Raw genomic sequence first — 12,453 nt, 5'->3', positions numbered from 1 at the left:
AATTAGTACACCTGGTTCCCATAAAACCTTTCGCTTTAAACGAATAAATGGTATGCTAATTCGTCTATTATCAGTTTCTTTATCGAATCGTTATCTATATTATATTAATATTTTTTTGAAAATTCGTTACTATAATTTATCTTATCATTAAAACAATGTCCTTTTATTTCTAGATGAAATAATGTAATTATTTCATTATTTACCTTCATATTTTATTACAGCCTCAACATCATAACCTTGAAGTTTAGCTCGTCCGTTTAAACCTTTTAACTCCATTAAAAAGATTATTTTTATAACTTCTCCCCCAAGTTCCTCAATAAGTTTCGTAATCGCCTCGATGGTACCTCCCGTCGCAATCAGATCATCTATAATTACAACCTTCTGTCCCGGCTTTATGGCATCCTTATGCATCTCTATGACCGCTTTTCCATATTCCAAATCATATTCCATAGAAACGGTCTCACAAGGTAATTTTCCTTTTTTCCGTACGGGAATAAATGCTTTATTTAAGTTATATGCGATCGGGACACCAAAGATAAAACCTCTCGATTCGGGACCCGCGATTACATCAAATTCTACATCCTTAAGAAGTGCCTGCATCTGATCAATTGCTAATTTTAGGCCATCCTTACTCTGCAAAACGCTGGTTACATCACGAAAAATAATACCCGGTTCCGGAAAGTCCGGTATACTTCTTACATAGTCTTCAATTTTCTTCATCTTACACCCATACCTTTCTGAAAGGCTTTTGTAATCCAATTGCCTTTTATACATGATTATATCACTACCAATGAATTTTTAAAAGCGTATTTCATATATGTTATTTAATTTCTACAAAATATAACAAATAATTCAAAAAGTTCCATAATATTTTCCATGAATTTTTTCTGTTTTTAAAACATATTCAACATTAACGGTAATTTTGAATCATTAGTTGTATGCTTTTAAAACCGTTGTATTCATTTATTCTTGGAAAATATGTAATCATCAACCTTATCTTTGACCCTCTTCCGGTTCTTAATTTATCTGCCTCTTCTACCCCATAAGCATCACTTATGTAAGAAAAAAACTGATTGACATCCCCAAAATATAAGGCTTCCATTTCGCATCCATATTGATCTTCAAGACGAAATTTAATTCCGCTGGAATTTTTGCCGATGATGAAAGCTGATTTAATCTTTAAATCCTTTTCAGCAAATAAGGGTTTTTCATTTCCTTTTCCAAAAGGCTCTAAAATCTTTAATTCCTCTATTAAGGCCTCGGTTATGTAGCCGAATGGAAGATGGATATCAATGGTAACCTTCGGTACCAGCATTTCATCCGTTAGTATGGTATTATCATTTAAACATTTTCTTAAAACCTCAATATTTTCAGGAAATAACGATAGTCCGGCGGCCATTGGATGCCCTCCGACCTTAAGCATCAAATCCCTGCATTTTGATAGTTCCTCAATCATATTATATTGCTCTATCGATCTTGCTGAACCTTTTATGCAGTCTTCCGCGTCCGTTAGAACGACCGTTGGCTTATGAAATCGTTCTTTTACTCTTCCTGCGATAATTCCTGCTAAACTTTCATGGCAATCCTTTAGATATACCACAAGTACCTTATCATCTTTAAGCGGACTGTTTTCAATTAATTTAATTGCCTTGTCCACATTGTCCAAGGTCATATCTTTACGGACATCATTTAAAGAGCGAACACCGGCTGCCAGCTCTACCGCCTCATTTTCATTCTCAGAAAGTAGAAGCTCCAAGCCCTTCTTTGCCGTATCAAGTCTTCCTGAAGCATTTAGACAGGGACCGATTACGAAGCCAAGATGAAATACATTCAGCTGCTCTTTCTCTATTCCGGCTGCATCCATCAATGCAGATAATCCTTTATTCTTGGTTCTCTTTAATAACGAAAGTCCGTATTTCACGATAATACGGTTTTCATCTACTAGGTCCATTACATCACAGACCGTTGCTATCGCTGTATAAGACAATAATTCTATTTTATAATCCTCTTTATCTTGACATTCATATCTGTCAAGTAGTGCAACGATTAATTTGTAAGCAATTGCCGCACCGCATAATCCCTTAAAAGGGTAGGTACAATCAGGTTGCTTCGGATTTATAATAGCATCTGCCTCAGGTAGTAAAATCTCATCCTCAAGTTGTACTAGGCTATGATGGTCGGTAATAATTACAGTCATTCCGTATTTTTTAGCCAGACTAGCCTGTTCCAGCGCCACAATTCCGTTGTCACAGGTTAATATAGTATCCACTCCATCTTTATAAGCAGCCTCCACCATGTTAATGTTAATTCCATAACCGTCTTTTATACGATCCGGTATTTCATAATCCACCTCAGCCCCCAATAAACGTAAGGTCCGATATAGCATATAGGTTGAAACCACACCGTCCACATCATAGTCTCCGATAATACGGATTTTTTGATGATTATTTATCTTTTCCTTCAAGATACTACAAGACTTTTCCATGTCTTTCATCAACATAGCATCATGCATTTTATCCATATTAGGATTAAGAAAGGCTTCTATATCTTCCGAATCTTCCAATCCCTTATTAACGAGACAGCGCGCCAGTACTTCACTTATCTTGCACTGCTCCATGATTTTTTTAAAATCCGCTTTTTTATTTTTTATTACCCAATACTCCATGAAACCTCCACGTAATATACCTATGTCCTTGTTGCAAAATCGTTTCGGGGTATTTTAAAACACTGTCCTTGGATAAATCTATGCATTCCATATTCGCCCTAATAAGAACAGTTTTTTATAGTAATCGCAAGCGTTACAATAACTTTAGTGAGAGATTATAGTACATCTCTCACTAGGGTATCCAAAATGATTATCATATGTGTTTTATATCAACTCACATGTTTTTATATCATCCTCACTTGATTCTATCATTCTTTTGCTGATGAGGAAAATTTCTTATAAAACATATTCCAAAGCGCTCCTGAAAGGAATACGGAGGAGTATCCTCCGACAATGATACCTGCCATTAAAGGCCCTGCGAATACTTTAACACTTTCAACACCCAGAATAAATAACATCACAACCATGAAAAGGGTTGTTACAGAGGTGTTGATACTTCTGGATAAGGTCTGGGTAATACTTTTATTTACCACATCTTCGACAGTTTCCATATTTAACTTCTGTGCCATATTCTCACGAATACGGTCAAAGATAACAATGGTTGCATTAATGGAATATCCGACAATTGTCAGCATACAAGCAATGAAGGTACTTCCGATAGATATCCTTGCAACCGCATATACCATAAATACGATTAATACATCATGAACCAATGGTATTACAGAAGCTAGGGCAAAACTTAAGTTCTTAAATCTGAACAGAATATAAAGCAACATAGCGAAGGTCGCCACTACAACCGCTAACACGGCATCCTGCCTCATCTCAGAACTGATAGCACCACTAATTACTTCTGTCTGAATTAGTTCGGGATCTACCGCGTATTTTTCTACCAGCTTGTCTTCTAAATCCTTTCTTTGATCCACAGATAACTCTCTGGTACGAATAATCAATGTATTTTCTCCCTCTACCTTAGAGGTTTCAACATTCGGATATCCGGTTACATCTCTGACTAACTGTTCTATTTCTACATTATGGCTGCGATCAAACTTTTGTGGAAAGGTTACTGCGGTTGATGTTCCACCAACGAAATCTAGTCCATACACCAAAGCCGATCCGGTATTGATCTGATGGAAAACCATAGCTACAATTCCGGTTATAATTAATAGAGAAGATACAACAAAGACTTTCATTTTATGTTTCAGGAATGGAATTGGTTTGCGCTCTTTTTGAGTTCCATACATACCCTCTTTGTTAAGTCCTAAACCAAAGAAGGCTGACAGGATAAATCTGGTGATTACCAATGCAGTGAAAAGCGATAATACGATACCAAGTGCTAACGTGTAGGCAAAACCTTTCACTGTACCGGTACCAAGCAATGCTAATACTACAGCGGCAATCAACGTAGTAATATTACCATCGATGATAGCAGATAACGCTTTATTAAAACCTATCTTAATAGAGGAACGTACTGTCTTTCCTGTAGCCATTTCCTCTCTGATTCTTGAGAATATAATACAATTGGCATCCACCGCCATACCGATCGATAATAAGATACCTGCAATACCCGGTAGCGTTAAGGTAATATTAAATACATTTAATAATATTACAATGAGAGACCCATAGATAAATAACGCAATGGCAGAAGCAAGTCCGGGTACACGGTAATAAAAAATCATAAAGAGGATAACCAATATAAAACCGATAAGACCTGCCATTAAACTGGTATTAATCGCTTCTGTACCCAGCTTAGCTCCAACTACATTGGAACGTAATTCTCTTAACTCCAAGGGTAATGCTCCGATTCTGATGGTGGAAGCTAATTTACTTGCTTCTTCAAACGTATCTTGACCTGTGATATGTGCTACTCCATTTGCAATTACACCCGTAACTGTAGGTGCACTGATGATCTGTTCATCATATACGATTGCTATGGTTTTATTAATATTAGCTGCGGTGGCTTTCGCAAATTTTTCCCTACCAGCATCGTTTAAAGTTAGTTCTACAACATTTTGTTGAAACCCTAATTCATTCTGTACGATGTCAGGTTTTGCATCCACGATATCAGCGCCTTCGATTACAATATTTCCGGCTTCATCAATAAATTGAATTGCACCGGCTTTACCAAGCTCCTGTAATATCATATTGGCATCCTTAACACCGGGAATGTCCACATTAATACGATTGTCGCCTTCCTGATAAACCATGGATTCTGTACTGTAATTTTGTACTCTCATCTGCATTTTGTAGATTGTATCACTTAATTCTTCGCTCGTAGGTTCTTCCTTTATCGTCTCGTAGGTAATACTTACACCGCCTGCAAGATCAAGTCCCAGCTTTATATCGGAGGCGCTACCGGTTTTTTTCTCTCCAATACCGTATATCGCAATATAGATCAATGCAGCTAAAGCTACAAAAACCAGTAGAAGCTTTCCGATACTTTTACCCTTGTTTTTCATATAAAATTCCTCCTAGAATTCTCTTGATTAATTATCTTTATTGTGATACCGGTTTTCTATAGACTAGCCGGTCCAAATTTATATCGAAATATGCATTTAATATCTGTAATCATCAAGTATTATACCTATTTTATCATTCAATAAAATCGAAGTAAATTCTTAATTTTCATCCATCCCGGCCGCTTTTAACATGATCGCACATTCAACCCGTTTTTTTTGAAGCTCACAGCCGATATCATAAGTATCATTGATATCACCATGAAATTTAAAGGAATTTGCGGCGCAACCACCGCTACAATAGAATTTAGCAAAACAACTTCGACATTTATCCTTGGAATAAACATTACATTGCTTGAACTCTTCTCTTAGTTGTTCCTTCTTGATACCATCATATACATTTCCCATTAAATAATCGGTGTTTCCGACAAATTGATGGCAGGGATATAAATCTCCCCAAGGGGTAACTGCCAAGTATTCTGTTCCGGCACCGCAGCCGGATAGACGCTTTGCAACACAGGGTCCACCGGATAGATCCAACATAAAATGAAAGAAGTTAAACCCTCTGCCTTCTCTTCCCCGCTCCAGCATTAATCTGGCTAACTTATCATACTCTTCAAATAAAATTGGTAAATCCTCTTCTTTGATAGAATACCTCTCCTCAGGTAATGCAACCACCGGTTCAACTGATATTTGTTTAAATCCCAAATCTGCCAGATGTTTTACATCTTCAGAAAAATCAAGATTGTTCCCAGTAAATGTTCCTCTTACATAATAATCAGTTTGCTTCCTACTTTCTGCTAGTTTTTGAAATTTAGGAAGAATTAATTCATAACTTCCTTTTCCGTTCCTGGAAGGACGCATTTTATCGTTCACTTCTTTACGCCCGTCAATACTTAAAACAACATTACTCATCTCCCGATTAGCAAATTCCATAACCTCATCATCCAGAAGGATACCATTGGTAGTCAGTGTAAACCGGAAATTTTTATTATGAAGTTTTTCCTGCTCCCTTCCGTAGGTTACAAGATCCTTAACCACCTGAAAGTTCATGAGCGGCTCGCCACCAAAGAAATCAACTTCCAGATTTCTCCTGTTTCCCGAATTAGCTATAAGAAAATCCAAAGCCTGTTTGCCGACCTCATAGCTCATTAAGGATCGGTCTCCCTGATATTCTCCCTCCTCAGCAAAGCAATACCTGCAAGCAAGGTTGCAATCATGGGCTATATGTAGGCATAAGGCCTTCACCACCGTAGAACGTTGCTTAAACTCACTGATATAATCCTCATATAAATCTTTCGTAAAAAGTGCTCCATCCTTCTTTAGCTGTTCAATGTCTTCCATTACCTCCATGATCTGACGGACAAGAGCTTCTATATTTTCTGTAAACTCTTCTTTATTATCATTAGCAGTTATAAGCTTCATATACTCCGGCTTTGTATACTTTTCAACCATGGCAGATATGATGCTTCCCTGATTATTATTTTCATACAATGCGATGATATCATATGCCAAATCATCAACAACATGGACCATACCGCTGTTTACATCCAATACGATATTGTATCCATTATTTTTAAACTGATGAACCACTGTTCATTCCTCCCTAATCTTCACAACGAATGGGACTGTCTCAAAATATCTTCCCAAAAATAGCTGTGATTTTGCAGAAAAATATTTTGAGGCAGCCCCACAAATCATGATGAGTTCAATCATCAACCTAGTTTATTACCACAAGAGCTTACATGTCTGACGGGTGTTACTTAGCACTCTTCAACCAGCGATATTCTCTTATCTTAGTGGTGTGAATATAATTACAAAATCTAAATGTGCTTATGTACAGTTTTATTTATTTTCGCAGCTTTGATTGCCGACTGTACAGGATGTCTTACATGCTGATTGACATGATGTCTGACATTCGCCACAACCACCCTTTTTCATAGTTTCTTTCAGGTTTCTTGTGTTTAAAGTCTTGATATGTTTCATTCTTTTGCCTCCCTTGATTACACTAACGCAGATTAGGAATAACACCTGCCTATGTATAGTTCTACATACGCAGATTAGGAGCTCGAAAACTTCGTTTTCAGACGAATCCGTAGGATTCGTTGCTCACCATTACACTTATCCATGATGTTTTCTCGTGCAAGCACGGAAACATCCTAGCTTTCATGGACGTCTACTTATGTATAGTTCTACATACGCAGATTAGGAACTCGATTACTGCGTAATCTCGTTCACGTTGCACTTATCCATAAAATCCATGATGTTTTCTCGTGCGAGCACGAAAACATCCTAGCTTTTATGGACGTCTACTTATGTATAGTTCTACATACGCAGATTAGGAACTCGATTACTGCGTAATCTCGTTCACGTTGCACTTATCCATAAAATCCATGATGTTTTCTCGTGCGAACACGAAAACATCCTAGCTTTCATGGACTAATCTGCTATTTCGTGGATATTATATCATATGTATATGCATAAGAAAAGAGTTTTTTGCAATTCTATTATTATGAAATAAATGATATTTTTGGTATATGGTATTGAAATGATAAGGTACGGCATGATATAATATATCATATCGTTATCAAAACTACATCACTATAAAAATATTTAATAAATAATTAAATTTTCTTTAGAAAGGTTGGTGTAATAAAATGAAGAACTTTATTATTACTACAGATACTACCTGCGATTTACCTCATGATTATCTAGTTAAATATAACATTAGGCTGCTTCCTTTATATTATAACTTTAATGGGGTGGTTTATGGTGATAAAAACGAACTGGAGCCTAAGGAGTTTTATGATAAAATGCGTGGCGGCGCTATGCCCACCACCATGGCCGTTAATCCAGAAACAGCAAATGAGATTTTCAAAGAATTAATTGATGAGGGATATGATATTTTACATATTGCTTTCTCTTCTCCCTTAAGCGGAAGTTGCTCCATAGCTGCAACCGTTGCCAGAGAGCTATGTGAAGAAAATCCTGATGCAAAAATTATAGTTGTTGATTCTCTGTGTGCCTCTATGGGTGAAGGACTTCTTGTCCATAAGGCCGTTCAGTTAAAAGAAAACGGTAAATCTTTAGATGAAATTGCTGATTGGCTTGAACAGAATAAATTAAATCTATGCCATGTCTTTACGGTAGATGATCTACATCATCTCCATCGGGGTGGCAGGGTATCTAAGACATCTGCAATTATCGGAACTTTAATTAATGTAAAACCGATATTACATGTGAACGACGAAGGACGCCTGATTCCGCTAGTCAATGTAAGAGGAAGAAAAAAAGCCTTAATCTCTTTGGTAGATAATATGGAGAAACGGTTGGAAGGCTTTATAGATAAGAATGATATTGTATTCATCAGTCATGGTGATTGTGTGGAAGATGCAGAATATGTAGCAGAATTAATAAAAGAGAGAATTGGAATTCAGAATGTTATGATTAATTTCATCAGTCCTACGATCGGAGCCCATGCCGGTCCCGGAACCGTAGCCTTATTCTTTATGGGTAATACAAGATAATAAAGTATCGTCCGTTTCGTAAAACAAAAGGTTGTGTTCTATGAAACGGACTTTTTTAATTTCTGAGAAATTCGCACTGTGTGTTTCATCCGTTATTGTAAAAGGTTGTTCAATATCAAATAGCTATTCATTTTTTTATTTCTTTCTATGAAATTTTCAATTAAATTCATTTTAACGGAAAGATCCGTTATGCAGATTGCTAACTACTTCTGTGACACGATTTTTAGCTTCATCCCCTGACGTTGATCCTTTTATATAATTTACCAGCTCCTGCTTCTTATCATCTGAAAGGTTAACAAAATTAGTCATAGCTTTCATATCCAATGCCAGTCGAAATCCCAGGCCTTCGGGAATTTCGTTATTTAAATTAACCAAACTCATAATTATACTCCTTTCAATCTATATTTCGGTTCCTTACTCATAAAAATCAACCTATTGTCTCATCAATAAATCTCTCTCATATTATATTATTTGAAAGTTTCTCAGATTTATGTGTTATTCATAAGTTTTCCTCTATTATCATTGGATTTATAATCCTTGGTTTCCACTTATTTTCATTGACTCTGTTACAGTAACTATTGATATTAAGTATTTTTATATCCTCATATCAAACTAAGTGTGCCAAACAAGGTAGTTATTGAGATGTTTTGTTGATACAGCATTAAAGGTATTCATAAATAACATCGAATGGTAGTTGTTGATTTTTTGTGTGTTGTAAATGCCTTTTTCTTTGCCCAATTTTAGCTGTATTAAATGATTTTATTGCTTTTGAAAAATCTGACATAATCGTTTTATACGTACAAAGGTTTGACGATAGGCATATGCAACTCTTTGCTGATAGTTCTATTCGTAAAAAACCAATAGAGTTCGGAATATGATAAAAGGTGTTTTAAAGAAACATTTATTCTATTCATGTTTCTTTAAAACACCTTTTTATTAATATATATATATCTTCTGTTAAGATTCAGATAACCAACTTATCTAACCTGTAGCAATGCTCTCTTCATTCGCTTTATCTAAAATCTGTTCGATATCCTTAAATCGAAATATCCAGGTTAATAAAAATCCGATAATAAATCCAAGGATACAGGCAAAGAAGAAGGTCCAGAAACCCTCTCCAAAATAAACCACTAAGGATACCATGGATGGAAATGCAAAGGAGACTGCTCCCGCACTTGATGTTCCTACGATACCTCCACCAATCGCCCCTGCGATACAGGCTGCCACCATCGGGCGTTTCAGTGGTATGGTTACGCCATAAAGTACCGGCTCAGTTACTCCAAGAATTGCTGTTATGGAACCGGAGAAAGCAATCGTCTTCATTCTTTTATTTTTTGTCATGAAGCTAACTGCCATCGCTGCGCCTGCCTGTCCAAGGACGGCAGGTCCTAGAAGCGGCAAAATGGTATCTACCCCATAGGCACTGATATTACTTAAGATAACCGGAACTAGACCCCACTGGAAACCGAATACCACCATAGGCTGCCAAATCAATCCAAAGATTGCTCCGGCAACTATGGGACTGAAATTATATAAGGTATGGAAAGATTTTGCTAAAACATCCCCGATAAAGGTTCCGAATGGTCCAAACACCAAAAACGTAACAGGAACTACGATTAAGACCGCTATCATCGGTTTTAAAAAGCCTTTCACCGCCCTTGGAAGGTATCTCTCTAAGGGTATCTCTACATAATGCAATAGTCCCACTGCTAGAATAATCGGTATCACACCGGAGGGGTAGGTAACAGAGCTGACAGGTAACCCTAAGAAATCAAGCCCTAACCCCTTCTCAAAAACAGCTGTAATATCAGGATGAACCAGTGCCACTGCAATCATGACTGAGGTAAACGCATCTGCTTTCAGCTTAACCGATGCCGTATATGCCAGAAAAACCGGAAGATAATAAAAGAATGCATCAGCTATGGCATATAGTATTCGATAAGTTCCATCTGTCTCTGATAGAATACCACCGTTAACAACTAAGGTAAGGATTCCCTTTAATAAAGCTGCTGCCATCAGAACATTAAGGATTGGTATAAAGATACCCGATATAGTATCTATAATTTTATTAAAAACATTCTTATTCTGCTGTGATGTCAAATGATTATTTCCTTTCTGTCGCAGATATAAATTCTTCTACGAGATTTTCAATCGTCTTTAAGCTACTTCTCCAAAACTGTGGCTCCTCCAGATTAATGTCAGCTTCTTTCGCAGCACCCTCAACATCCATTACCGTAGTTGCATTTAATAAAGCTCTGTATTTAGGAATGAATTCTTCTCCCTCAACTTTATATTTTTCATATAATCCTCTGGCAAATAAACCGCCAAAGGCATAAGGGAAATTATAAAAGCTTAAATTTTCAGAATAATAATGTCCTTTTAGCACCCACATATAAGGATGTAGATATTCATGATCAAGTCCATCTCCGTAAGCTTCCTTCTGAGCTGATAGCATTATTTCTTTCAGCTCATCCGCAAATAAAAATCCAGTCTTACTTTTCTCAAAGACAGCACTTTCAAATAAAAATCTGGAATAAATATCACAGATAATCTGTGTTACATCCTGTAACTGACTTTCAATTAATGCTATTCTTTCACTGCCGTCGGTCTCTTTAATGGCTGCCTCCATGATAATCGCTTCATTAAAGGTAGACGCTGTCTCCGCCACCGGCATGCTATAATCCACGTTAAGAGGTAGATGTTCCTGAATGTTCATTCCATGATATGCATGCCCCAGTTCATGGGCTAAGGTTACTACATCCTTTAAGGTTCCGGTAAAGTTTGATAGAATTCGGCTTTGCTTCACAAAGGGCATGTTTTCGCAGAAGGCACCGCCCACTTTACCTTTCTTCGGATAAAAGTCAATCCATTCATTATCGAAGGCCTCTTCTACCATGTCAGCTAAATCATCTGCAAAGCCACGGAAATGCTTCACCAGATACTCTTTTGAATCCTCTACACTAAATTTTGTATTACTTTCTCCCATAGGAGCGAACATATCAAACCAGGGAAGACCGCTGTGATACCCCAGAAGCCTTGCTTTGTGTTTTAAATACTTGTGGAATACAGGTAAATACTCTCTAATCGCTTCCAGCATTGCATCTAAGGTCTCTTTCTTCATTTTCGATTGCTGCAGAGTCATAGCCAAAGGGGATTCATATCCTCGGAATTCACATATGGTGTTTACCTGAGTCTTAATATTATTAAGAGAATAGCTTATGGCATCCTTAATCTTTTCATAGGATTGTAGTTCTGCATAATAAGCATCTTTTCTCACGGAAGCATCATCCGAATAAGCCAAGTTACGAACCTCAGGTAGGGTAATCACTTCTCCCCGGTATTCTACCTCAAGAGTAGAGGTTAAAAAGCTTTGCATACTGCTCCAAGCTGAGCCGGCAGATATATTTAATTTCGCAATTACTTCTTCCACTTCATCACTTAACAGATGCTTTGCTTCTTTTTTTATCTCTGAAATGAAGAATTTATATGCCTTTAATTTCGCATGCTTTTCCATATAGGTATCCATATGTTCAATCCCTGCAATAAATTTATGGATAGCTGCCATCGGTTTTGAAGATAAGCTTAACATTTTTTCTACAGCATTCAGTTCATTGACTGTTTGGCTGTCAGTGGTGTTCACAGATTGTCTTAACATAATGTAGAAGCTTAGTTTACAGCCAAGCACCTGATACTGCTCCATATACTCAATAGCCTTTATAAGCGCCGTTTCCTCTTCAGGTGTCTCCTTTAACCCTTCACTAAATCTGGTAATTTCTTTTGTAAGGTTTTTTAACTCTTCCCAATCTTTCTTATATTTTTCATCCTCATATCCTTTGTATAGTACATCCAATGACCATTCTTTGTTCAT

At 36.9% G+C, this 12,453-nt stretch carries 9 protein-coding genes and 1 pseudogene; 1 reads left to right on the top strand and 9 read right to left on the bottom strand.

The features are described 5' to 3' along the window. Window positions 1-195 precede the first annotated feature (195 nt). The 5 genes from I5677_RS01315 to scfA all read right to left on the bottom strand — a co-directional run bounded on the left by I5677_RS01315 (window position 196) and on the right by scfA (window position 7,044). A complete protein-coding gene (locus tag I5677_RS01315) occupies window positions 196-720 on the bottom strand; it encodes an adenine phosphoribosyltransferase (RefSeq protein WP_197659861.1) in 525 nt (174 codons plus the stop codon). A gap of 190 nt (window positions 721-910) precedes the next feature. Further along, entirely contained in the window at window positions 911-2,665 is a 1,755-nt protein-coding gene (gene recJ / locus I5677_RS01310; protein ID WP_197659745.1) for a single-stranded-DNA-specific exonuclease RecJ, read from the bottom strand. Window positions 2,666-2,913: 248 nt separating this feature from the next. Next, a complete protein-coding gene (secD, locus tag I5677_RS01305; RefSeq protein ID WP_197659744.1) occupies window positions 2,914-5,061 on the bottom strand; it encodes a protein translocase subunit SecD in 2,148 nt (715 codons plus the stop codon). Between the two features lie 159 nt (window positions 5,062-5,220). Continuing rightward, window positions 5,221-6,651, bottom strand: coding sequence for a thioether cross-link-forming SCIFF peptide maturase (gene scfB / locus I5677_RS01300; protein ID WP_197659743.1), 1,431 nt, complete (start codon window positions 6,649-6,651; stop codon window positions 5,221-5,223). A gap of 252 nt (window positions 6,652-6,903) precedes the next feature. Next, window positions 6,904-7,044: a six-cysteine ranthipeptide SCIFF gene (scfA, locus tag I5677_RS01295; protein WP_197659742.1), complete on the bottom strand. Its 141-nt coding sequence runs from the start codon at window positions 7,042-7,044 to the stop codon at window positions 6,904-6,906. Between the two features lie 671 nt (window positions 7,045-7,715). Between scfA and I5677_RS01290 the strand changes: the two genes are divergently transcribed. Further along, window positions 7,716-8,585: a DegV family protein gene (locus tag I5677_RS01290; RefSeq protein ID WP_197659741.1), complete on the top strand. Its 870-nt coding sequence runs from the start codon at window positions 7,716-7,718 to the stop codon at window positions 8,583-8,585. A gap of 171 nt (window positions 8,586-8,756) precedes the next feature. On the opposite strand, the gene I5677_RS01285 is transcribed toward I5677_RS01290, so the two are convergent. The 4 genes and pseudogenes from I5677_RS01285 to I5677_RS01270 form a co-directional block, all read right to left on the bottom strand. Beyond that, entirely contained in the window at window positions 8,757-8,966 is a 210-nt protein-coding gene (locus I5677_RS01285; RefSeq protein ID WP_197659740.1) for a hypothetical protein, read from the bottom strand. A gap of 237 nt (window positions 8,967-9,203) precedes the next feature. Next, window positions 9,204-9,376: pseudogene (locus I5677_RS01280) on the bottom strand (IS1595 family transposase); the annotation flags it as partial. A gap of 190 nt (window positions 9,377-9,566) precedes the next feature. After that, window positions 9,567-10,685, bottom strand: a complete 1,119-nt coding sequence (locus I5677_RS01275; RefSeq protein ID WP_243456456.1) for a PTS transporter subunit EIIC — start codon at window positions 10,683-10,685, stop codon at window positions 9,567-9,569. A 4-nt stretch (window positions 10,686-10,689) separates the two neighbouring features. After that, window positions 10,690-12,453, bottom strand: a complete 1,764-nt coding sequence (locus I5677_RS01270; protein WP_197659739.1) for a M3 family oligoendopeptidase — start codon at window positions 12,451-12,453, stop codon at window positions 10,690-10,692.

This window comes from Mobilitalea sibirica (genome assembly GCF_015999265.1).
Taxonomy (GTDB): Bacteria; Bacillota; Clostridia; order Lachnospirales; family Lachnospiraceae; genus Mobilitalea; species Mobilitalea sibirica.
Note: the sequence above shows the minus strand (reverse complement) of the source record. Positions and strands in the feature narration are given on the sequence as shown.